Source organism: Enterococcus sp. PLH-Efm8, from assembly GCF_053011625.1.
In genome coordinates, this window is sequence record NZ_CP172568.1 from 1,525,586 (window position 1) to 1,547,256 (window position 21,671).

Here is a 21,671-nt window from a genome sequence, read left to right on the forward strand (position 1 = left end):
TTTATGAAAATTATAACATATCTCCTTTGAAAGGGGATACTACTTTTTAATGATGCTCTGCAAGGTAAGGATTTCATTCAGATTTCCTACCACATAATCTGCCGGGATCTCACCCAGAAAATGATCGATGTCGTAAAGACAAGTAGCGACTCCTGCATTTTTCCCTGCTTCGATATCTAAACGACGATCGCCGATCATCATCGTGTCTGTTCTTTCTAAATGAAAAGTATCGATCAAATAATTTAAAGATGCTGGATCAGGTTTACGAGGAAAGTCCTGATCGATCCCTACTACTTCCTCAATCAGATGTGCCAATCGATGTTCTTTTAACAGGCCCCATGTTGATTCTGTCAAACGGTGGGTCAGGATGAAATGACGACCGCCGTTGTCTTTTAGCATTTCCAGTACTTGTTTCGTTTCTGGAAATGGACGGGAAACTTCCGTACTTTCTTTTTCATATCGGTGAAATAATTCATTAAACTCTCTGGCATTCAAGTTTGATTCATTGATCAAATAACTAGTAGAATACTTTTTCATTTTGAAGTAGATTTCTTTTTTGTCCATACTGATACCAAAATCTTTTAGTGCTTGCCATGCACCATCTACCATTGCGGGATACGTATCAAACAATGTACCATCAAAGTCCCATATATAATTTTTCATGTTCCTTTTGTTCCATTCCTTTGCTTCTTTTTTCTATCTCTCACTTTTAGATAAAGGTGTTCTTTAAAGTATTTTTTTGTCCAGAATTGTCAAATCATCTGCTAATGTATACTGGATTGGTTGTGCATTTGGGATATCGATCGTATCCATTTGATCTTCAGGAACATCTTCTAAATATTTTGTCAGTGCTCGGATGCTATTACCATGACCCACAACTAGTAAATCTTGCCGATCTTTTAGTTTTGGTGCTAGATGATCTTGCCATAAGGGAATGATCCGATTCACTGTCATTTCCAGACTTTCTCCGTATGGGATCAAATGCGGATCCAAGTGATCATATCTGCGGTCAAATCTATTTTCTGCGGTTAACGGCGGAACTTCCGTATATCCTCTGCGCCATGTTTTTACTTGATCTTTTCCGTATATTTCTTTCATCTTATCTTTGTTTTTACCCACAAGATCCCCATAATGCCGTTCATTTAGACGCCATGTTTTTATTATAGGAAGCCATAACTGACCCATTTCTTCTAGTGCGACTTGTCCGGTAAGAATCGCACGTTTCAAAACAGAGGTATAAACGGCATCGAATTGAAGTCCGGCTTCAAGCATTTTTTGACCGGCAACTGCTGCTTGTTCTTTTCCTTTTTCTGTTAAGGCGACATCTAGCCATCCTGTCCAGTAATTTTCAAAATTTGCTTCGCTTTCGCCATGACGTAATAATACTAATTTCATTCTTTTCTCCCTTAAACATTCGTTTCGAATTTTATACCACATGTTTTGCATGTCACACGTATTCGTCCTTTTCCTTTAGGTGCACGCTGCTTTTGATGACAATTCGGGCACTCAAAAAAAGTATAACTTTTTCGATCCATTTTGACTTGCTTTTTGTTTTTTATCTGATGATATTTTTCTTTGACTCTATCAAGATATTTCAAATAACGTTGATTCTCATTTAGTCTGGGGTAGATTTTTTTTGATAGGAAACGAAATATCATCCATCCGAAAAAGACGATGAACAACAATTGTCCGATTCTATAGGGCAACCAACGACTTAGCAAACTAAAGACAAGCGCAGCGATCAATAGACCGCGATTCAACTGATCAAATTTCGCATATCTTCCCTGCATAAGTTTGTGATAGTTCTGCTGAAATCGTATTAGCCTTTCTAACCATGTTTGCATCATATTATCTCCTCCATCATCTAATATTTATTATGACAAAAAAATCCAAAAAGAAAAAGCCTTAATTGGCCTTTTCCATTGCAACTTGGTGAAGGACATTCCGATTTCTGGTAAAGTCAATCACAATCACTTTCTTTTTATCTTCTCTGTTGACTACTCGAAATGTGTCCGTCAATGGAAGAAACAGCTTCTTAGATGGTAGCTGTTGCATACGTATAAAACGATGGATCATCGTAATCAATTGAGGAAATTGAATAGACGTGTGAAGCAGACCTGGATATTTTTTCAACAGCTGTGTCGTTTTGATCAGATTCCGTTTTTTACTGATCACTTTTAAAAAGCTTTTTAGAATCTTTTGCTGACGTCTAAAAATAGAAAAAGAATTTTCGTCATCTATTTGATAACGCATTTGTTTTTGCAGTTCTGCTGCAGTCAGATGGATCTTCCCATCGTTTGTATCGATCATTAAACCTTCTGGAAACAGTTCAACCACTGCTCGATCCCAAGATTCAAGAGAAAGCTCGATATAATCTTTTACTGGTAATTCCAATTCTACCTTAAAAAAGTGCAAAACAGCCGACAGCCCTTCTGCTTGATAGATTTCTCCTAATGTTAGCCCCTCTAGATGGAACTCTGGTGAAAAATGCAGCAATGTTTTATTTTCCTGCAATTGAACATATAGAAATGTAGATCGCTCAATCAGAGTATCTTTTAAAACAACTAAAAAATTCATTTTTCTCCCCCTTTTTTCATCATTTGTGAACTACTCACCACTTAGCTAAACCTGACGGTTCTTAACGCTTGAAGTGGGAGCTTCTTGGGAATAGAGCATACTTGATAGCGTATTTCTTTACTAACAGCGGTGTCTCTTATTTACCAAGCTATCCCCGTAGTTCCTACGGTTCTTGATGATTGGATCTAAGCCAATCCCATAGAATGTAGTCTTAGACCTTCGGTCAGAATATTGATACTAGCATTGATATCACGATCATGATGAGTATGACGAACAGGACAAGTCCATTCTCGAATTTCAAGAGATTTCTTGCCATCTTTATGTCCGCACTCTGAACAAATCTGACTAGACGGAAACCATTTATCTACTTTGATGATTTTTCGTCCATACCAGTCAGCCTTGTATTGTAATTTAGTCACAAACTTTGACCAAGAAACATCAGAAATACTTTTAGCTAATTTATGATTTCGCAACATACCTTTTGTGTTTAAGTCTTCAATACAGATAATATCGTGATTTTTGATCATTTCTGTACTCAACTTATTCAGAAAATCAGTACGTTGATTCATTACTTTTTCATGCAATCTAGCTACTTTGCGTTTTTGTTTTTGATAATTTTTAGCTTCAAATAGATTGGTACCTTTATTTTTAGCCAATAAAGCACGCCTAGACAATTTGCGTTGTTCACGCTTTAGTTTCTTTTCCATTTTGGACGTGAATTTATTATTATCAATTTTTTGTCCATCAGAAAGAATCGCAAAGTCCATAATACCTAAGTCAATACCAATTGTGGAATTAGTTTTAGGTAATTCGATAATTTCTTCTTTACACAACAAAGAAATATAGTATTTACCGCTAGAATGACGTGATATTGTAGCGGATTTGATAATCCCTTTTGGTTGTCTATGAAGCTTAATTCTTACTAATGACTTCAATTTAGGAACTTTGATGAATTTACTATCAATCAAAGCAACTGTACCATTTTGATTATTCGTTGTATAACTCTGAACAGGATTTTTCTTACTTTTGAAACGTGGAAATCCAACGGATTTATCCCGAAAAAAATTCTTGTATGCTTTATCTAAATTAAGTTGGGCATTGGCTAAAGCAAGGCTATCAATTTCTTTCAAAAACGGAAATTCTTTCTTGTATTTAGCTGGTGTCGGAAAAGTCATTTTTTTAGAAGAATCATTTTTAACTTCTTCATACGCCTTTTTTCGGTCATCAAGCATTAGATTGTAGACCTTACGGACACAACCAAAAGATTTGGCAAAGAAGATTTCTTGTTCCTCTGTTGGATAGATTCTGAATTTGTATGCTTTTAGTTGTTCCATAAAGTTCACCTACTTTCTATTTATGATTGTTTCCTTGATTTTGGATATACTTCTTAATCACATCAATTGGTGCGCCACCAGTTGTCAGAAGACAAAAACTTTTAGACCAGAACATTTCTTTCCAAAGAAATTGTTTGACTCTTGGAAAGTCACGTTTTATCAATCTTGAGCTGGCACTTTTATAGGCATTGATGAATTTTGTCAATTCTGTTTTAGGTTGAGCTTTGAACATAATATGAACGTGGTCTTTATCATGATTCCACTCCACTAAAGTAATGTGATACGATTCTGAAATTCTTTCAAAAGTAGTTTTGGCATAATCAGATATTTCATCATCAATCACTTGTCTACGATATTTCGTTACTAAAACAAGGTGGTAATAAAGAAGAAATACTGAATGATTATTTGTATCTAATTCCATGTTATATCAACTCATTTCTTGTATAGACTGATTGTAACATGGAACAAAATAAAAAGGCAATACGCCTTAGTTGTCGGTCTTCGAGTTACCAACGGTAACCCTCATACCGAACGGCATTCATCACCCACCTATAGAGGATGGGCGACTTCTGCCTAATTCTGTTAAAATAGCATATTTTGAAAAGAAAGTCTGATGCTTAGAGTAGAATTTCATAAAAATTTACTATTTCATAAGTATTCACGAGAAAAATACAAACAAAAAAGCGGAAATAACGCTCATCCGCCTTCTTGTTTGTGTTTATTTCCTCTTCAAACGCTTGTCTATGATTCAGACTTTTCTCTATCGTTATTTTCATCTAAAAGTTCTTGCATTCCGATAATTTCTCGATATTGATGAATCTTAGTGATACCAATGACTTTGTCTACATCAATACTAAAACAAATACCATTACCTGGAATATCGATGTTGATGCCTTGACCAATCGCATCCATTACTTTATTCGTCAAACTATCGGGTACTAATGTCAACACAATATCTTTTTCTGGCGAAATGTCCAAACCTAAAAATTTCCCTGAATCATGTACACCAGAACCTCTTCCATGTAAGATCGTTCCGCCTGCTGCACCTGCTTCTTTTGAAAAGTCGATAACATCTTCGCCCATTCCTCCGTCAACGATCGTCACAATCATGTGAAGATTCAATGCTACAAGATCTTTCATTTGCTTTCCCCCAATTTTTGCAATCTTTCTTTTTCGATTCTGTCTTTTTCATCTTTTCGTTTATAAATATATCCTAGTACTAAAGTGGATAATATTGGTGTCAATGCAATCATTGCAACCACACCAAACCCGTCAATGATCGGATCTCTTCCTTCAATTTGTGCAGCGATTGCCACGCTCATTGATAAAATAAATGTCGAACACATCGGGCCCGTTGCTACTCCACCGTTATCAAAAGCCATTGCTAAAAAGATCTTGTCCACTTTTCGTCCTAAAATAAATGCTAGCCCGTATCCTGGGATCAAGAAATAATAAAGAGAGAATCCGACGAGCAAACGCCACATAGACAATCCTACTGCTGCGCCGATCCCAATTGAAATTACCATCAGCATGATTTTCGATCGGATTCTCCCCTCGCTCAATTCTTCAACCTGTTTGATCATTACATGAATCGCCGGCTCAGCAAACCCTACTAAGAACCCCATTAAAAAGCCAAGGGGAACCAGTATATAATTGTAAGGCAATCCCGCAATAGCACTGCCTAAATGCTGTCCTACCGGTACATAAGCCATATTGACTCCGTGCAGGAAAAGGATCAACCCAATAGTCGTTATCAAGAAACCTTTCATAATGTCAAAGAAACGCTTTTTGCGCATACGAAAACTAATGATATTCATTAAAACAAATAGGATTACGATAGGTGCCACTGCCAAAATGACTTCCATGGTAACGATTTCGATTCCATCTATCACTTGCTGCCAGAAACTCATTGGAAGATCACCCCCAAAATCATCACGGCAAGAATCGGCCCTAACGAAGCAATACCGACCATTCCAAAACTGTCATTTTCATTTTTCTTTTGTTTGATCATACTAGTCATCCCTCCGGCAAGGGCCAAGATAAATGGAACAGTTACTGGACCAGTAGTCACTCCCCCCGAATCAAAAGCAATCGGCATAAATTCGGAACTGGTGAAAAATGAGGCGATCAAAACGCCTATGTAGCCTATAGCCATCAATTGATAATAGGATAGCTTGAATACGACCCGAAGCAGCGCAAAGGCTAGAAATACTCCAGTGCCGACGCTGACGATCCCAATCAGCAACACTCTGCCAATCTCTCCGTCAGATATATCATATACTTGTTGTCCCAAAACTTGCACGGAAGGTTCAGCAATCGTGATCACGATCCCGATAGCAAATCCCAAACTGACCAAAACGGTCAAACTTTTCTTTTTGATCATATATTTCCCTACTAGATCTCCGACTTCCATCATAGAATAATCTGCTCCAAACAAAAAGAGCGTCATTCCGATCATCATGATTGCCGCACCAACCAGAAATGAAGCGAGGTCTTCTCCTTCTAACGGTGCAAAAACAAACGTTAAAATGACAATCAGGACAGTCATCGGCAATATAGCAGCAATCACTTCTTTAAAATTTTTTAGCATGTATCCTCCTCCTTTACTCTTTAAGTTTACCTTAAAATGAAAGAGTTTTCGAGCACAAACTTAAAACGTTATCATTTAATTTTTCTCAACATAAAATAACACACGTCCCAAAAGTATCTTTTTACTTGGAAAAATGACTTTGAAGGAACGCGCTTATTGTGTTTTTTTATTTTACAGAGCCGATCATTCCTTGAACGAATTGCTTTTGCAAAACAAAAAATACGATGGCAGTTGGTAAAGTAGCGATGACTAATCCAGCCATGATCATTCCATAGTCTGGTGTATAGGAAGCACCCATAGCAGATAAAACAAGCGGAACCGTCCGTTTATCAGGAGATTGCAAAGCTACTAAGGGCCATAAATAATTGTTCCAGCTACTCATGAATGTGATGATTGCAGCCGCGGCATAGGTATTTTTAGCCGTCGGCATATACACTCTAAAAAAAATACTTAGTTCTTTTAGACCGTCTAATCGAGCGGCTTCTACTAGATCTTTTGGAAAAGATTTAACATTTTGTCGAAAGAAGAAGATCAAAAAAGCAGTGCTAACAGATGGCAGGATGACAACCAAGAAACTGTTGATTCCCAAAACCGTTCCGTTCAATTGTGAAAACATTCGATATAAAGGGATCATCAATGCCGCAAAAGGAACCATCATCGATAGCAGTAGAATATTGAAAATTAGGTCTTTTCGTTTACTTTGATAAATCTCAAATCCATATCCTGCCATTGACGAAATCAGCAATGCAAACACAGTGGTCACCAAAGCGATCATCGCTGAATTCCAAAGGGAACGAGTAAAATTCAGCTCATTGGAAAACAAATTTTGAAAATTGATGATCAAGTTACTGCCAATCTTTATTTTTCCCGATGTGATATCCACGGGTGTATTCGTCATTCCCAAAACCATCCAGACAAAAGGGAAAATGGAAATAAATGATAGGATGCTTAATGCTGTATACTTTAATACTGACCCAATTGTCGAACGAAGTTCTAATGCTTGTTTTTTGACGTTGGGGCGTTCGATTGTTTCTTTTTCTACCATATTTTTCATCGACTTTCTCCTCCTACTTTCGTTTGGATTATCGACAATATCACAATAAAGGAAACAATAACAAAGGAAACTGCTGCCGCATATCCAAAATTAGGCGTGAATTTATAACTCAAATTATAGATGTATTGAGATAGGGTGGTCGTTGCATTTGCTGGTCCCCCGCCAGTAATATTTTGTACTTCATCAAAAAGCTGCAATGTCCCGATCGTCGAAGTAATGGAAGTAAACAAAATGATTGGTTTTAAATTTGGGATCGTCACTTTGATAAACTGCTGCCATTTAGAAGCACCGTCAATAGATGCTGCTTCATAAATCTCCGAATCAATATTTTGCATGCCTGAAAGGAAAAAAATCATATTGTATCCAGTCCAACGCCAAGTGATCGAAAGAATGATCAGAACTCTCGCCCAAATTGGATGAGTCAACCAGCCAATCGGTGTGTCAATCATACCAATGCCCAACAACAAGTTGTTTACAAGGCCAGATTGAGAAAATAGACTTTTCATGATCAGAGAATAACTGACCATCGAAGTGATACATGGAAGAAAGATAGCGGTTCGAAACAACCCTTTATATTTCAACTTTTTATCATTTAAAAGGTTGGAAATAAAAAGTGCTAGAAACAACATGATCGGTACTTGTACAAGTAAATACAGGAATGTATTAAAAAAAGCTTTTTTAAAAGTTGCATCTGTCAACATCCGCTGATAATTACCTAACCCGTTAAATGTCATATTGACAGGGGGACCACTTTGAAAAGACGTGATCAAAGCCAAAACCATCGGAATAAAAACCATGATTGATATCAAAATGACTGGCAAGATTAAAAAAGCATGCCCGTTTTTGAATAAATCTTTCTGCTTCATTCTTTTCCCTCCAATTCTATCATTGATTATCTACATGAAAAGACAAGAAAGACAATATCTGTAAGGCAGACGTGATCTTTTTTGTCTTTTCGTTTGTCTGATGAAAAAGCGAAGAAATTCACTTTTTTACCACCGATCAATTAGCCAATTGTGCTTCTACTTGTTTTTGTGTATCTGCTAGTACCTTGTCTGTCTCTTCTCCATTGATGATTCGATGAAGAGCTTCAGCTACGACTGCTTCAATTGCATAGGTCTCATGTCCGTAATTCACTTCTGGTATTTCAGATGTCCATGTTGAAAAATCGTCAAAGATCTTTTGACCACTGTAAAATTCAGAAGCTTCTTGATAAGCTTCTTGTTCATTCGCGCTAAGCATCGTAGATACTAGTCCGATTTCTTTCGCAAGAGTGCCCATCAGTTCTTCATTCGAAGCAAACGTTGCTTCTAGGAAATCTTTCGCTGAATCTTCTCCAGCTACTCCTTTGATCACATACCAGCCAGCGCCGCCAAGGTTAGAAGCTTGCGCTTTTTGCAGATTTTCTGGAAGTGCAGGTATTGGTGCAATCTTCCATTTTCCAGATTGGTTTTCTGCTCCTTGGATCGTTGAAGAATACCAAGCGCCAGTTGGGCTAGAAGCTACTGCTCCTGATTGTATCGCAGTTACTCCAGCATTCCAGTCAGAGGTTTGTTCGACTAGATCTTCTTTCAAAAGAGTGGCAAACAATTCAAGACCATACTTTAAAGATGCATTGTCTTGGATCGTGACTGTCTCCCCATCTTCAGATGTATACCATTCTCCTGCCTGTTGCATAATCATCCTTACTCGACCAAGGTCAGAAGGATTGACTTCAGCGATTTTCTTTCCCGTCTTTTCTTTGACATCTCGCGCTACTTGAATATACTCGTCCCACTTCAGATTCTCCATATCCTCTTCTGTATAACCTGCTTCTGCCATCAGATCCGTACGATAGAAGTTTGCTGTTACGCCCGAATCGAAAGGAACACCGTATATTTTATCTCCTACTTTGTTTACCGCAAATTTATACGGTGCAAAATGATCTTCCTTTACAATAGCAGACAAATTAGCGAATGCATCTGGATAAGAAGTCAAATAGCCTTGTATCCTATAATCTTCAATCAAGACGATATTGGGCAATCCTTCTGTATTCCCGCTCGCTAAAGCGGTGTTCAGTTTCTGAACGATATCATCCTGAGACATCGTAACAACTTCTATCTCTGTTTCTTCGTTCTCATAAACTTTTTTTGCTTCATTCACTGCTTTGATATTGAATGTCTCATCCCACGCCCAGACAGTGACTTTTTCTTCTTTGTCTGCTGTACTACTAGCACTTCCGCATCCTGTTAAGAAACCTGATGCTGCCGCTAAACAAACGACTCCAGCAATTAACTTTCTGATGTTCATTTTTATCCGCTCCTTTTCCATCCATTAGTTGTTTACGTTTGCTACATTCATCATACCAAAATTTGAAAACGGTTTCTTTATTATTCAGATACTTCAAAAATTTCTCCTAAAATAATAAAAAAATACAAATCAACTATGACAAAAGGAATAATCTTAGCATCTAGACCAAAGATCGAAATGGTGAGGTTTCTTTAAAATAAAAATATCCTTGCATTTTCTCCTAGAAATAAGTATTTTTAAATTACAAGACTATTCTTAAGGCGGGTAAAAAAATGCCAATACGCGTAATTCTTATCGATGATGAACAGACGATTTTAGATGGAATGAAACAGTTGATCAATTGGTCTGAGCACGGGTTTCAATTAATAGGGACTTTTTCCAGTCCGCTGAAAGCGCTTGATTTTTCTTTGGTACATGCAATCGATATCGTGGTCACAGATGTAATGATGCCTGAATTAAATGGAATCGAATTATCGCGGCTATTAAAACAGCAACAACCTGAAACACAGATCCTTATCCTCTCTAGCTATGATGAATTTGATATGGTTAAAGATTCTTTTAAAGAAGGCGTCGCTGATTATCTTTTAAAGCCTCGATTGAGTCCTGATTTTTTTCTAAATTCCTTAACTGCCGTTTCACAAAAAATCAAAAAAAAGCCCAACAAAAGCCCAATCACCAATCGTTATGAGCAGATCTGCGAGAATCTTTCACAGCAGATTGCTGGACAAACTCGTCCATTGCTTGACCCTCTTCTTTTTGAACACACCTTGTTTTTCTGTTATATACCGAAAAACGGCCATTCAGTTCAAAACAAGGCTCTAAACAAAAACAGTCGATCACCCATTCATTGATGGATAGCGACGATTCGTTTACTATTTATCCTGTTTCTACCTTTTCGGAAGAATCCGGCTATGTAATCAATACTGATTCCAAAGATACACTTAGGAAGTTTGTTCAAAAGTTTCGTCAAGAAGTTTTTCCAGGTGATTTTTTTGTTGTTTCTGATTCTTTTGCAATCCAAGATATCAATGAAATATTCCAAGAGATCAGAAATTGCACCAAAGGACAACGTTTCTATCATAAGGGAAAGAACCTTGCTTATCAGCATGAACTTCTTCCGTTATTAACCAACCACGAGCAGCAAGCAAGTAGTTATTTAACAAAAATCGTTCATAAAGACTACGCTTTAGCTGTCAAAGAACTTGAGAATTTCTTCACGACGATATTGGAACAGCCTATTGATCCAGCTTATTTGAAACATGAGGCAATCAATCGTTTCTATGCATTACTCAACGCTTTGGCTGACGAGCATGTTGGGAATGAAGAACTTTCTTTGCTCAAGATCGCCCTTCCTTCTTTATTAGCCGATGCTGAGTATTTCGAAGATTTTTCTATTCTTGTCAAAGAAACACTTGAGAAACTCACCCACTTTTCTGCAAATGCAAAAAAAGACAATTTCGATATCTTGACTTTGATCTACGAGTTCGTCCAGGAAAATTATGAGAAAGAAATCAATTTACAACTTTTATCCGAAAAATATCATTTTTCATATAGCTATCTCTCAGCCATCTTTACTGAAAAATTTGGTATCAACTTTTCAAAATATCTAAAAAAAGTCCGTATCAGTAAAGCCAAGCTCTTTTTGACGGAAACACGGCTTACTTTGACGGAAATCTGTGAGAAAGTCGGCTATACCGAACTGGGTTATTTCTCCAGAGTTTTTAAAGAAGAGACAGGAATGACACCTTCTCAATACCGTAAAGGAACTTTTGTAAAATGAGAAAAAAAATCAAAGAGCATGAACTCTTTGCCAAACTTCTGTTCATTTTGTTCATCGGTCTTTTTCTGCAAGCCATCGTCATTTCTTTGTTTATTTATCATCGATCAAGGGATGCCTATATCCAGCTGTTCAATCAATCGAATGATGTGGTACTAAAAAAGATTCAATCTGAATTTGAAAGTTTGAATGATACAATCGAGAATACATTAGCCGCTTTTGATTCTAATCCAGCTGTCAAAAGCTATTTTTCCAATGATCCAGCCCAACATATGGAACAGCTTCAGCAACTAAGAACAATCCAAAAAATGAATGACTCTCTTTCAAAAATCCATCCAATGATCGATTACGATGTATTGATCTTTGGAGAAAATGGAAGAACTTTTGTCGGAAACGACATGCTCACTGCCGTATCTGCCGATTCTTTTTTTCAATCTGCGATTGCTCAGAGAGTGAATGAACGTGCTGCTGATACACAAATGCTTTTTGCACACCACGGATTGACTCTTCGCGATAAGAAAGCACCCAGCGTCTTCTTTGTCAAAAAACTGAAAAATACATTGAATCACGTTTACGGATATGCTGTTTTATCGATCTCATCCAAGCAACTAGCGAATCTTTTTCAATCTGTAGTAAATCCTGAGATATCGAAGATCTCCTTCATGAACGAAGAACAGACGATCATCGCATCAAATGAAGAAAATACAATTGGGAGCCGATCAATGATTTTCAAAAAACTAACAGTAGGTGAAACAACGATTTCAAATGGACAGCAGTTGACCCGTCTTCCTCTGTACCGCCAGGATTGTACATTACTCAGTCAAGTCGATCTTCATTCTTTATCTAACCAAATGGGCGTGATTTTTCCGATTATTTTGTATAATATCGTGACACTTGCTTTTGCTGGCTCATTGGTATTTATGTATTTGGATCGACACACAAAATCGATCTACCGCTTGATTGATTCGCTAAAACGGCTAGAGGAAGATGGCTTAAAAGCTACTGTTCCTGTACAAGGAAGCCATGAAGTCCAATTGCTAGGGAATACGATCAATCAATTGCTAAGTAATGCTCAGCATCATTATGAACAGACGATCCAAGACGAAAAGAAGAAACGTTCGCTTGAAATCCAAACTATGCAAGCACAGATACAGCCCCATTTTATTTATAATACGCTGACTAGCTTGAAATTTTTGATTTGGCAGAAAAAAACAGATGAAGCAGTTCAAGGAATCGACAGTTTCATTACTTTACTAAGAAGTACGATTGGGAAAAAAGAAGAAGTGATTCCAGTCAAGGAAGAAATCAAAAGCGTACAAAGTTACATCGATCTTTTGAGTATGCGATATGGCGAAAGAATCTCGGCTAAAATAATGATTCCTGATGAACTGCAGTCATTATCTATGCCGAATATGATCCTTCAACCAATTATCGAAAACGCCTATCTTCATGCTTTTCACAATAAAACGCAAGGATTCATCACGGTGTACGGCAAAACAAAAAATCAGCTTCTTTTATTCGAAGTGATTGATAACGGCGATGGCTTCGATACTGAAAATACCAAACAAAAAAATGATCATTTTTCAGGAATCGGCATCAGCCATGTAGATGAGCGGATACGCCTAATGTATGGCGATGCATATGGCTTAACGATCCAATCAGTGATTGGGACAGGAACGACTGTAACGATTTGTCTACCGCTTCTTCCTAAAAATCAATCAGAATATCAAAAATAAAGAATAGCCAAGCGCTGATTTTTTTATTTTATTTCGTTTGTCAAATTAAGCTAGACAAATCATCTTTACCTACGTAACTCAAAAATACTTCCAATGGTGTGCGATAGTGTAATGATTTTCTAGGAATATGATTTCGTTTTGATGCCACCGATTGGATAAAGGTTTCGGATACCTTATTAAAATCCATAGCTTTATATAAGCCATCTTTACGTAATAAGCCATTCGAATGTTCATTTAGTCCTCGTTGAGAAGGTGTTCCTGGATCAGCGAAATAAATCGAAATATCATTGGTATTACTAATCTTTTTCCAATTCGAGAACTCTTTTCCACAATCAAATGTGATGGATTTAAACAAGTGTTTCGGTACAGATTGAAACCATTGATTCAGTCTATTCTCAATATCTATAGCTTGCCTACCAGCGGGTTTCAAGGTGATGATCACTTTAGATAATCGCTCAACTAACGTGATCACCGCACTTTTATGTTTTCCACCGACAATGGTGTCACCTTCTAGGTGACCAAACTCATGATTGAACTGTATATAATCAGTTGTTCTATCCTGAATCGAACGGCGAAAAGCTTGTTTTCCTCTTTTTTCTTTATGTCCGTTTGGTTTTCTTTTCCCTTTCATTGGTAAATCGTGAGGGTCAAAGGTTTTATCTTTAAACATCCGATATAGTGTACGTACCGAACAAGCAATAGGAAACTCTGCTCGACCAATAAGGACATCTGGAGTCCACCCTTGAGCCACCTTTTTTTGAATGTATTCTTGTTGCCCATCTGGTAACACAATCGGACGTCTTCCGCAGTTACGTTTGTTTTTCTTATATTGTTCATAGTAGCTTATTGCGCTTCCACCAGATTTAAGAAAACGATAGACATTATAAATGGTTTGTCGAGAACGTTGTACCAGATGGGCTACTTTTGAAACAGAGTGTGATTGATTGAAATAAGCTTCTATCATTACGAGTTCAGTTGGTGTAAGATGGGTATAGGTCATTTGCACTCACTCCTTATAATTCTTTCGACGGAACTATTTTGAGTGTAGCACAAATGACTTTTTTAGTTGTCTAGCTTAATTTTACAATCGGCGTTAAGTTAAATAAATCAATCAGTATTCTTGACTTTCATCTACGCGTCTCTTCTACTGTCAGCACTGGATAACAGCCCAATATTTGACTTTCTCCTCCGAGCATCTTGATTTCTTGGAGCGCATTCTCTACTAATGTCATTGGACGGTCCAACAACAAATCGATCACGAAAAAATATTCTCCCAAGCTAGTTTTCAATGGTCGGGATTCAATCTTACTTAAGTTGATTTCCCGCCAGCCAAAAGCTGCCAGCATTTTATGAAGCATCCCTGGCCGATTAGCAGGTAGTGTCAAGATGACACTCATTTTTACTGGAGCTGACTGCTGGCTGGTCATCTTTCGGTCACCGACGATCCAAAAACGTGTCTGGTTCAACTCATTATCTTGGATATTCTCAGCTAAGATCTCCAATCCAACATGCTGTGCTGTTTCTAATGAAGCAATCGCTGCTGCGTCTTCTTTCGGATGTTCTGCTACATACATTGCTGCAGCAGTTGTTGATTCTGTTGCTACTAAAGGAACATTAGGATAATGCGTTTCTAAAAACTGTTGTGATTGTGCTAGTGCTTGTGGATGTGAAAGGATTTTTGTAATCTTTGTTGCTGGATTGCCTAAAAGCTGCTGCTTGATAGGAAGAACGATTTCACTTTTAACTTCGACTTCTGGATGTTTGGAAAGAAGATCGATTGTGTGATGAACAGCTCCTTCCAATGAATTCTCTACAGGAACGACAGCCAGATCGACTTGTTTGCGAAACAAAGCGCGCAAACAAACAGGGATGGAAGCATACGCAGTCAATTGTTCTGTAGGAAATAGCTGACAAGCCGCCTGATAAGTGAATGAACTTTCTGGCCCTAGATAGCTGACGTTCATATGCTTTTGATCCTTTCTATAATGGTATCGATGATCTTTTCTGGTGTTTGATTGGTCGTGTTGATTCGATGTGTCGCACTTTCTTCATACCAAGAAAGTCGTTGTGCCAATAATGCTTTTATTTCTTCTCTTGTTTTTCCAAGAGCTAAAGGTCGAATAGACGTTTCATCTTGTTGGATACGATCAACTAGACAGTCCGCTTCTGCCTCTAAGTAAAGAACAATCGGCTGTGTTTTTAAAAAACGCCGATTTTCTGCACTTTGGACAATCCCTCCACCAGTCGCGATAATTTTGTCTTCATTTGACAGCTTTCTTAAAATATCTGACTCCACTTTTCGAAAGCTTTTTTCACCGTAATAGTGAAAATATTCGGCAATCGACAATTGGATATGTTCCTCAATCTTTGTATCTAAATCTACATACTCTTTTTGTAAACATTGAGCTAACCCTTTACCGATTGTTGTTTTTCCAGCGCCCATGAAACCAATCAGCAAAATGCTAGCCATGAGCTTCTCCTCCTGACACAAGTTCTGCTAAATCGTCAAAAAATGCCGGATAAGAGATTGAAACAGCTTCAGCTCCTTCTAGTTCGCAAGGTCCATCAGCTATCAAAGCAGCTACTTGCAGCATCATACCGATTCGATGATCGCCTCTGCTGGACACTTTTGCGCCATGCAGAGGTGTCGGCCCATGGATGATCAGACCGTCTGCTGTCGCTTTTATCTTTGCTCCCATTTTCTGTAATTCTTCTGCCACCGCATCAATTCTGTTGGTTTCTTTTACTTTTAATTCTTCTGCGTCTTTGATGATCGTGATTCCTTCTGCTTGAGTAGCCACTAAAGCTAGAATGGGCAATTCATCAATCAGACGCGGAATGATTTCTCCACCAATCGTTGCTTTCTTCAAATGACTCGTCTTGACACTTAAATCAGCCGATTGGTTCTGTTCATTGTGATTCGTCTGGGTAATCGCTGCGCCCATCTCCTCCAACACATCTAAGATACCAGTTCTTGTTGGATTGACCCCGACATTTTTTAACAACAGTTGGCTTTCCGGAACAAGAAGTCCTGCTGCTAGAAAGAAAGCAGCTGATGAAATATCACCTGGAACAGTTATCTGTTGACCAGTTAATTTTTGCGGTCCGGTCACTATGATCGTTTTATCTTCCACTGTGATCCTTCCGCCAAATTGACGAATCATTTCTTCCGTATGGTTACGGGAACGTTCTTTTTCAACGATTACGGATGTGCCTTCTGCTTGTAATGCCGCAAACAGCAAAGCAGATTTGACTTGCGCACTGGCTACAGGCATATTGTATCGGATAGGTGATAAAGAGCGGGTTCCTGTCACAGTGATTGGTAGATACTGGTCATTTTCTTCTCCTTGCAAGTCAGCGCCGATCTCGCGTAAAGGTTCCATCACTCGCCCCATTGGACGTTTAGACAACGAAGCATCCCCGAACAGAGTAGTCGTAAAAGGCTGTCCAGCCAAAATACCCATCAATAAACGTATGGTCGTACCGGAGTTTCCCATGTCAATTGATTCGGTTGGTTGGACAAATGAGTGGCTACCGCGACCATGAATCTTGATCACCTCTTCCTCTTCTTCGATCTCGACACCTAATTGTTGGAAGGCATGTAAAGTACTCAGACAATCTTCTGCGCGCAAAAAATTTTGTATAGTCGTCGTTCCTTCAGCAATTGCTCCAAACATGATGCTGCGATGGGAAATTGATTTATCTGCTGGTATCCTAACAGTCCCTCTTAATCCATGTATTTGTTGTAATAATTGCATTTATCCAGCCTCCTATTTGATCCAGCAATGATAACTGGTATTAGACATAATGATTCTTTTTGCTTGTAACAAATCCTGTTGGTTTTTAAAACTGATTTGCAGTATTCCTAAAATATCTTCCCTGGTCTCTTGGATCTTCAAATTAATCAAAGAAACTCCCGCTTTTCCGATCAGTCCAGTTACTTCTGCAATAACGCCAGGTTCATCTGGCACATCGATAAATAAATCAAAAAAGGCAGGAATCGCGCCTTGCTTATGGACAGGCAACTGGTCTCGACTTTCTTTTGCCCGATTGAAAAAAGAAAAGATTTCCGATTGGTTCTCAGTCATGATCCATTCTGCTATTTGTGTCATTTCTTGTTGCCAATCTGCCAATCGTTCCAATAATATCTGCTTATTGCTCAACAAAATATCTGTCCACATGACAGGATCTGAGGAAGCGATCCTAGTGATATCTCGAAAGCCTCCTGCTGCCAGTTGTTTGGCTCGCGGATACTCTTGATTGAATTGTTCTGCCTGATTGACTAAGCCAGCTGCCAGAATATGTGGAAAATGACTTAGCATTCCTGTTATACGGTCATGTTCTCTTGCTGTAAGAGTTACATATTTTGCTTTGGTTCCGCAAAATAGTTCTTGCAGTTTTTCAACATCTTTTTTCGTCTTTTCCAAAGGTGTAAAGATGTAATAGGCATTTTCAAATAGTTTAGCATCTGCTGCCTGTATACCTGATTTATGAGAACCAGCCATTGGATGTCCACCGACAAACCGAAGATTTTTCTGCTCAGCGGATGTCACGACTTGCTGCTTCGTACTGCTGACATCCGTAATGATGACGTGATCAGACAAGTTGATTCTTTCAAGGACATCAAGATAAGCTAAGGTTGTACGGACGGGAACGGCTAATAAGATAACGTCTGCTTGTTCTGCACCTGTTTCAAAATCACTTGCAACGTAATCAACGATCTGCTGTTCTACTGCTTGCTCACGGGTTTTTGACTGACTATCCCAACCAACTACTATCAGTTCTGGATTGGTCTGACGAATACAAAGTGCCATAGAAGCACCAATCAGTCCAAGCCCCACGATAAAAACATGTTGTGCCATCTTATTTGCCCCCTTTTTAGTAATGTTTCAAGTAGTCACGGTACTCCTTCACTGCAGCTTTCAACTCAACAAGCGAATCACTTGGGAATTTTGACAATAGCTCTGTCGCTACCACAGTGGCTACAACATTTTCCGCAACGACGCTAGCTGCAGGAACTGCTGTACTATCCGAACGTTCTACACTTGCTTTGTAAGGTTCTTTTGTATCGATATCAACACTTTGAAGTGGCTTGTACAATGTAGGAATGGGTTTCATGACCCCGCGAATGACAAGTGGTTCGCCATTGGTCATTCCGCCTTCGAAGCCGCCTAGATTATTGGTACGTCGGAAATAGCCTCTTTCTTCTTCCCATAGGATCTCATCCATCACTTCTGAGCCTGGTAATGAACCAGAAGTGAATCCGACCCCAAATTCTACGCCTTTAAAGGCATTGATACTAACCACAGCTTGTGCGATTTTGGCATCTAGCTTCGTGTCCCATTGTACGTAGCTTCCTAATCCAGCTGGAACGCCTCCAACGAGCACTTCTACAATTCCTCCGATCGTATCTCCATTTTTCTTTGTCTGATCGATCAAATCTTTTATTCTTTGCTCAACTGCTGGATCAACAACTCGTACTTCTGACGCTTCAGAAATTTCTTTGATTTCTTGAATCGAGATATTTCCAGGTATTTCTGCTTGGATTCCACCAAGACAAATCACGTGTCCTGCTACGATGATGTCAAGTTCTTCCAGAATTTTCTTGGCAATTGCGCCGATTGCTACACGCATGGTCGTCTCTCTTGCAGAGGACCGTTCAAGCACATTCCGAAGATCTCGATGATGGTATTTCATACCGCCTACCAAATCCGCGTGTCCTGGACGCGGACGTGCAACTCGCCGCAGTGATTGGTCTTTTTCAGGCACTTCTGCTACAGACATGACAGTTGTCCAATTTTTCCAATCTTTATTTTCTACCACTAAAGTGACAGGTGAACCAATTGTTTTGCCGTGACGGATGCCAGACGTGATCCGAACACGATCTTTTTCGATCTTCATCCTTCCTCCTCTGCCGTAACCAGCTTGTCTGCGAGCGAGTTCGTGATTGATTTCTTCTTCTGACAGAGGTAATCCTGCTGGTAGTCCTTCAATAATGGCTGTTAATTCTGGTCCATGGGATTCTCCCGCAGTCATATAACGCATCTTACAGTCCTCCTAAGTAATCTTTGAATGTCTCTGTGGGAACAGGAACGATTTTTGCTTGCCCAATCTTTTCTAGCAAGATGATATTCAATTGGCTTCCTCTTGCTTTCTTATCATGGGTTATCGCGTGGAATAATTCATCTGGATGACTTAGATCGTACGTAATCGGCAGATGGAATTTTTGAAGTATCCTTTCTAAAGCAGCTGTCGATCCAGTTGGAGACAAGCCGATTTTTTCTGCATGAGAAGTGATGGCTACCATTCCAATAGCTACTCCTTCTCCATGACTGACTACCCCATATCCTGCTGTATTTTCAATTGCATGGCCAATTGTATGACCAAAATTTAAAATAAGTCGATTTCCTTGGTCAAAGACATCTTCTTCCACTACTTTTCGTTTGATTTCCAACGTAGCAGTAATGATTGGAACAGCATGTTCCAGAAGATCTTTTTCGTCTTTCAGCTCGTTCAGCTGTTTCCAAAGCGTTGCATCTGCTATAGCTGCTGATTTGATGATTTCAGCGATTCCTTCTCGTAAACGACGTACCGGCAAAGTTTTTAGAACCTCAGGATCAATCAATACACCAGCTGGCTGGCTAAATGTTCCGACAAGGTTTTTCGCTTTGTTTGTATTGACTGCTGTCTTCCCGCCAATACTAGAATCTACTTGTGCAAGTAGCGTAGTCGGAATTTGAACGAAATGGATCCCACGCATGAACGTCGAGGCCACGAATGCTGCTAGATCACCCACCATTCCTCCACCAAGTGCAAGTATCCCATCGCTGCGGGTAAAATCATTATCTGCTAAAAAATCGTATAACTCAGCTGCTTGTTCTAAAGATTTACTGGTCTCACCCGCCGGTACGATTGAAAGGACTGGTTCAAAATTAGCTTGTCTCAATTGGAACATGATTTTTTCTGCATATAGTGGAGCAACGTTTGTATCAGTGATCACAGCTACTTTTTGAGGTCTCCAAATCGTTTGAAGCCATGATCCAGCCTGTTCTAGTGCGCCTTTTTCAATATGAATATCGTATTTTTGGTTATCAACATGTACAGTAAGCATTCGTTTCACTTCTTTCTTTTAAAAAGCTGGAATTAATCGAGTGTCTGAATCTTTTCCATTGCTTCTTTCATGATCGCAACTTCTTTCATCATGCGTGAGTAAGTCTTTTCATTCAACGATTGGGGACCGTCTGACCAAGCATTTGCAGGATCAGGATGGATCTCTACGATCATGCCATCTGCTCCGCTTGCCACACCCGCACGAGCCATTGGTGGTACAAGTTCCCAAATTCCTGTACCATGACTTGGATCAACAATCACAGGGAAATGAGTTAATTTTTTCATCAATGGGACAGCACTTAAATCAAACGTATTACGTGTCGCTGTTTCGTAAGTCCGAATCCCACGTTCGATAAAAATGACAGGAGATTTGTCTTCGACTGCAATGTATTCTGCAGCATTAAGCCATTCATTGATCGTACCGGAAATTCCACGTTTCAATCCAACAGGTTTACCTGTTTTACCGACAGCAGATAGCAGTTTAAAATTTTGCATATTACGTGCGCCAATCTGTAGGATATCGCTGTACTCAGCCACCATATCGATATGCCCTTCATCCATCACTTCAGTAATCACTTTCATTCCAAATTCATCAGCCGCTTGACGGATGTATTTCAATCCTTCTTCTTCTAAACCTTGGAAAGCATATGGAGAAGTACGTGGTTTGAAGGCACCACCTCGCAGAATTTTTGCGCCCCCGGCTTTGGCCATTCGCGCACATTCTCTGATTTGGTCTAATCCTTCGATAGAACAAGGACCAGCCATCGTCACGAAACTGCCGTCACCAATTTTTACTCCGTCTACATCCACGACTGTATTGCCAGGATGGAATTCTCGAGAAGTCAATTTGTATGTGTTTAAAATACGCACAGCATTTTCTACTCCTTCATAGCGTGTAAATGCTCCTTCTTGTAAACTTCGCGTATCACCTTTTAGTCCAATCACTACTCGTTCTGTTCCTTGATCGATTGAGACTTTGAATCCTTCTTTTTCGATATGATCGACGACTTTTTTTATTTGTTCTTCCGTTGCTTCTTTTTTCATAATTACTATCATTGTTTTTCCCGCTTTCTTTTGTTTACTTATCTATCTTGGCTGATTTTCTCTACTTTTTCAAGGTGGTTTTACATTAATTCCTACTAAATGACCGTGTCCTGTTGTTCTCATTTTCGCTCCTTCTTTCCTACTTATGACCCAGATAATC

23 protein-coding genes are annotated in these 21,671 nt (G+C 39.0%); 3 read left to right on the forward strand and 20 right to left on the reverse strand.

Features of this window, described 5'->3' with window-relative positions:
- Positions 1–39: 39 nt before the first annotated feature.
- The 12 genes from ACIFUW_RS07615 to ACIFUW_RS07670 form a co-directional block, all read right to left on the reverse strand.
- Positions 40–663 (reverse strand): HAD-IA family hydrolase, encoded by a 624-nt coding sequence (locus tag ACIFUW_RS07615; protein ID WP_002295196.1) that lies wholly within the window; start codon positions 661–663, stop codon positions 40–42.
- Between the two features lie 63 nt (positions 664–726).
- Positions 727–1,395, reverse strand: a complete 669-nt coding sequence (locus ACIFUW_RS07620; RefSeq protein WP_002295197.1) for a 2,3-bisphosphoglycerate-dependent phosphoglycerate mutase — start codon at positions 1,393–1,395, stop codon at positions 727–729.
- A gap of 11 nt (positions 1,396–1,406) precedes the next feature.
- Positions 1,407–1,847: a hypothetical protein gene (locus ACIFUW_RS07625; RefSeq protein ID WP_002322028.1), complete on the reverse strand. Its 441-nt coding sequence runs from the start codon at positions 1,845–1,847 to the stop codon at positions 1,407–1,409.
- A 58-nt stretch (positions 1,848–1,905) separates the two neighbouring features.
- Entirely contained in the window at positions 1,906–2,577 is a 672-nt protein-coding gene (locus ACIFUW_RS07630) for a transcriptional regulator (RefSeq protein ID WP_002295199.1), read from the reverse strand.
- Positions 2,578–2,762: 185 nt separating this feature from the next.
- A complete protein-coding gene (gene tnpB, locus ACIFUW_RS07635; protein ID WP_342605889.1) occupies positions 2,763–3,911 on the reverse strand; it encodes an IS200/IS605 family element RNA-guided endonuclease TnpB in 1,149 nt (382 codons plus the stop codon).
- A gap of 16 nt (positions 3,912–3,927) precedes the next feature.
- Entirely contained in the window at positions 3,928–4,332 is a 405-nt protein-coding gene (gene tnpA / locus ACIFUW_RS07640) for an IS200/IS605-like element ISEfa4 family transposase (protein WP_002287522.1), read from the reverse strand.
- A 320-nt stretch (positions 4,333–4,652) separates the two neighbouring features.
- Positions 4,653–5,051: a P-II family nitrogen regulator gene (locus ACIFUW_RS07645; protein ID WP_002295200.1), complete on the reverse strand. Its 399-nt coding sequence runs from the start codon at positions 5,049–5,051 to the stop codon at positions 4,653–4,655.
- A complete protein-coding gene (locus ACIFUW_RS07650; protein ID WP_002296408.1) occupies positions 5,048–5,821 on the reverse strand; it encodes a DUF1538 domain-containing protein in 774 nt (257 codons plus the stop codon). Before ACIFUW_RS07650 ends, ACIFUW_RS07645 begins: the two co-directional genes overlap by 4 nt.
- Positions 5,818–6,501: a DUF1538 domain-containing protein gene (locus tag ACIFUW_RS07655; RefSeq protein ID WP_002296409.1), complete on the reverse strand. Its 684-nt coding sequence runs from the start codon at positions 6,499–6,501 to the stop codon at positions 5,818–5,820. The genes ACIFUW_RS07650 and ACIFUW_RS07655 overlap by 4 nt, the downstream gene beginning before the upstream one ends.
- Positions 6,502–6,667: 166 nt before the next feature.
- Positions 6,668–7,555 (reverse strand): carbohydrate ABC transporter permease, encoded by an 888-nt coding sequence (locus tag ACIFUW_RS07660; RefSeq protein WP_002289130.1) that lies wholly within the window; start codon positions 7,553–7,555, stop codon positions 6,668–6,670.
- Complete coding sequence (locus ACIFUW_RS07665) at positions 7,552–8,421, reverse strand: carbohydrate ABC transporter permease (protein ID WP_002289132.1); 870 nt, start codon at positions 8,419–8,421, stop codon at positions 7,552–7,554. Before ACIFUW_RS07665 ends, ACIFUW_RS07660 begins: the two co-directional genes overlap by 4 nt.
- A gap of 136 nt (positions 8,422–8,557) precedes the next feature.
- Positions 8,558–9,844, reverse strand: a complete 1,287-nt coding sequence (locus ACIFUW_RS07670; RefSeq protein WP_002289133.1) for an ABC transporter substrate-binding protein — start codon at positions 9,842–9,844, stop codon at positions 8,558–8,560.
- 272 nt (positions 9,845–10,116) lie between these two features.
- Here ACIFUW_RS07670 and ACIFUW_RS07675 point away from each other — a divergent pair, with 272 nt between their 5' ends.
- From ACIFUW_RS07675 to ACIFUW_RS07685, 3 genes are read left to right on the forward strand one after another with little or no spacing between them, the layout of a single operon-like run.
- Positions 10,117–10,695, forward strand: a complete 579-nt coding sequence (locus ACIFUW_RS07675; RefSeq protein WP_002289134.1) for a response regulator — start codon at positions 10,117–10,119, stop codon at positions 10,693–10,695.
- Positions 10,695–11,624: a helix-turn-helix domain-containing protein gene (locus ACIFUW_RS07680; protein WP_002289135.1), complete on the forward strand. Its 930-nt coding sequence runs from the start codon at positions 10,695–10,697 to the stop codon at positions 11,622–11,624. The genes ACIFUW_RS07675 and ACIFUW_RS07680 overlap by 1 nt, the downstream gene beginning before the upstream one ends.
- Positions 11,621–13,357, forward strand: coding sequence for a cache domain-containing sensor histidine kinase (locus ACIFUW_RS07685; RefSeq protein ID WP_002289136.1), 1,737 nt, complete (start codon positions 11,621–11,623; stop codon positions 13,355–13,357). Before ACIFUW_RS07680 ends, ACIFUW_RS07685 begins: the two co-directional genes overlap by 4 nt.
- A gap of 40 nt (positions 13,358–13,397) precedes the next feature.
- On the opposite strand, the gene ACIFUW_RS07690 is transcribed toward ACIFUW_RS07685, so the two are convergent.
- The 8 genes from ACIFUW_RS07690 to aroF all read right to left on the reverse strand — a co-directional run bounded on the left by ACIFUW_RS07690 (position 13,398) and on the right by aroF (position 21,523).
- Positions 13,398–14,357: an IS30 family transposase gene (locus ACIFUW_RS07690; RefSeq protein ID WP_002305939.1), complete on the reverse strand. Its 960-nt coding sequence runs from the start codon at positions 14,355–14,357 to the stop codon at positions 13,398–13,400.
- Between the two features lie 127 nt (positions 14,358–14,484).
- Positions 14,485–15,321, reverse strand: coding sequence for a prephenate dehydratase (gene pheA, locus ACIFUW_RS07695; RefSeq protein WP_002289137.1), 837 nt, complete (start codon positions 15,319–15,321; stop codon positions 14,485–14,487).
- Entirely contained in the window at positions 15,318–15,827 is a 510-nt protein-coding gene (locus ACIFUW_RS07700) for a shikimate kinase (RefSeq protein WP_002289138.1), read from the reverse strand. The genes pheA and ACIFUW_RS07700 overlap by 4 nt, the downstream gene beginning before the upstream one ends.
- On the reverse strand, positions 15,820–17,115 hold the full coding sequence (gene aroA / locus ACIFUW_RS07705; protein ID WP_085811520.1) for a 3-phosphoshikimate 1-carboxyvinyltransferase: 1,296 nt from the start codon (positions 17,113–17,115) through the stop codon (positions 15,820–15,822). Before aroA ends, ACIFUW_RS07700 begins: the two co-directional genes overlap by 8 nt.
- Before the next feature lie 12 nt (positions 17,116–17,127).
- A complete protein-coding gene (locus ACIFUW_RS07710; RefSeq protein WP_002289140.1) occupies positions 17,128–18,219 on the reverse strand; it encodes a prephenate dehydrogenase in 1,092 nt (363 codons plus the stop codon).
- A gap of 16 nt (positions 18,220–18,235) precedes the next feature.
- Positions 18,236–19,402, reverse strand: coding sequence for a chorismate synthase (gene aroC / locus ACIFUW_RS07715; RefSeq protein ID WP_002289142.1), 1,167 nt, complete (start codon positions 19,400–19,402; stop codon positions 18,236–18,238).
- Position 19,403: 1 nt separating this feature from the next.
- Positions 19,404–20,468, reverse strand: a complete 1,065-nt coding sequence (gene aroB, locus ACIFUW_RS07720; protein WP_002289143.1) for a 3-dehydroquinate synthase — start codon at positions 20,466–20,468, stop codon at positions 19,404–19,406.
- Between the two features lie 32 nt (positions 20,469–20,500).
- Positions 20,501–21,523 carry a 3-deoxy-7-phosphoheptulonate synthase gene (aroF, locus tag ACIFUW_RS07725; RefSeq protein ID WP_002289144.1) on the reverse strand — a complete coding sequence of 341 codons (1,023 nt, stop codon included), beginning with the start codon at positions 21,521–21,523 and terminating at the stop codon, positions 20,501–20,503.
- Between the last annotated feature and the right edge of the window lie 148 nt (positions 21,524–21,671).

Coding starts and splice junctions, on each gene's coding strand:
- ACIFUW_RS07615 (WP_002295196.1), bottom strand. CDS start 663: ATGAAAAATTATATATGGGACTTTGATGGTACATTGTTTGATACGTAT.
- ACIFUW_RS07620 (WP_002295197.1), bottom strand. CDS start 1,395: ATGAAATTAGTATTATTACGTCATGGCGAAAGCGAAGCAAATTTTGAA.
- ACIFUW_RS07625 (WP_002322028.1), bottom strand. CDS start 1,847: ATGATGCAAACATGGTTAGAAAGGCTAATACGATTTCAGCAGAACTAT.
- ACIFUW_RS07630 (WP_002295199.1), bottom strand. CDS start 2,577: ATGAATTTTTTAGTTGTTTTAAAAGATACTCTGATTGAGCGATCTACA.
- tnpB (WP_342605889.1), bottom strand. CDS start 3,911: ATGGAACAACTAAAAGCATACAAATTCAGAATCTATCCAACAGAGGAA.
- tnpA (WP_002287522.1), bottom strand. CDS start 4,332: ATGGAATTAGATACAAATAATCATTCAGTATTTCTTCTTTATTACCAC.
- ACIFUW_RS07645 (WP_002295200.1), bottom strand. CDS start 5,051: ATGAAAGATCTTGTAGCATTGAATCTTCACATGATTGTGACGATCGTT.
- ACIFUW_RS07650 (WP_002296408.1), bottom strand. CDS start 5,821: ATGAGTTTCTGGCAGCAAGTGATAGATGGAATCGAAATCGTTACCATG.
- ACIFUW_RS07655 (WP_002296409.1), bottom strand. CDS start 6,501: ATGCTAAAAAATTTTAAAGAAGTGATTGCTGCTATATTGCCGATGACT.
- ACIFUW_RS07660 (WP_002289130.1), bottom strand. CDS start 7,555: ATGAAAAATATGGTAGAAAAAGAAACAATCGAACGCCCCAACGTCAAA.
- ACIFUW_RS07665 (WP_002289132.1), bottom strand. CDS start 8,421: ATGAAGCAGAAAGATTTATTCAAAAACGGGCATGCTTTTTTAATCTTG.
- ACIFUW_RS07670 (WP_002289133.1), bottom strand. CDS start 9,844: ATGAACATCAGAAAGTTAATTGCTGGAGTCGTTTGTTTAGCGGCAGCA.
- ACIFUW_RS07675 (WP_002289134.1), top strand. CDS start 10,117: ATGCCAATACGCGTAATTCTTATCGATGATGAACAGACGATTTTAGAT.
- ACIFUW_RS07680 (WP_002289135.1), top strand. CDS start 10,695: ATGGATAGCGACGATTCGTTTACTATTTATCCTGTTTCTACCTTTTCG.
- ACIFUW_RS07685 (WP_002289136.1), top strand. CDS start 11,621: ATGAGAAAAAAAATCAAAGAGCATGAACTCTTTGCCAAACTTCTGTTC.
- ACIFUW_RS07690 (WP_002305939.1), bottom strand. CDS start 14,357: ATGACCTATACCCATCTTACACCAACTGAACTCGTAATGATAGAAGCT.
- pheA (WP_002289137.1), bottom strand. CDS start 15,321: ATGAACGTCAGCTATCTAGGGCCAGAAAGTTCATTCACTTATCAGGCG.
- ACIFUW_RS07700 (WP_002289138.1), bottom strand. CDS start 15,827: ATGGCTAGCATTTTGCTGATTGGTTTCATGGGCGCTGGAAAAACAACA.
- aroA (WP_085811520.1), bottom strand. CDS start 17,115: ATGCAATTATTACAACAAATACATGGATTAAGAGGGACTGTTAGGATA.
- ACIFUW_RS07710 (WP_002289140.1), bottom strand. CDS start 18,219: ATGGCACAACATGTTTTTATCGTGGGGCTTGGACTGATTGGTGCTTCT.
- aroC (WP_002289142.1), bottom strand. CDS start 19,402: ATGCGTTATATGACTGCGGGAGAATCCCATGGACCAGAATTAACAGCC.
- aroB (WP_002289143.1), bottom strand. CDS start 20,468: ATGCTTACTGTACATGTTGATAACCAAAAATACGATATTCATATTGAA.
- aroF (WP_002289144.1), bottom strand. CDS start 21,523: ATGATAGTAATTATGAAAAAAGAAGCAACGGAAGAACAAATAAAAAAA.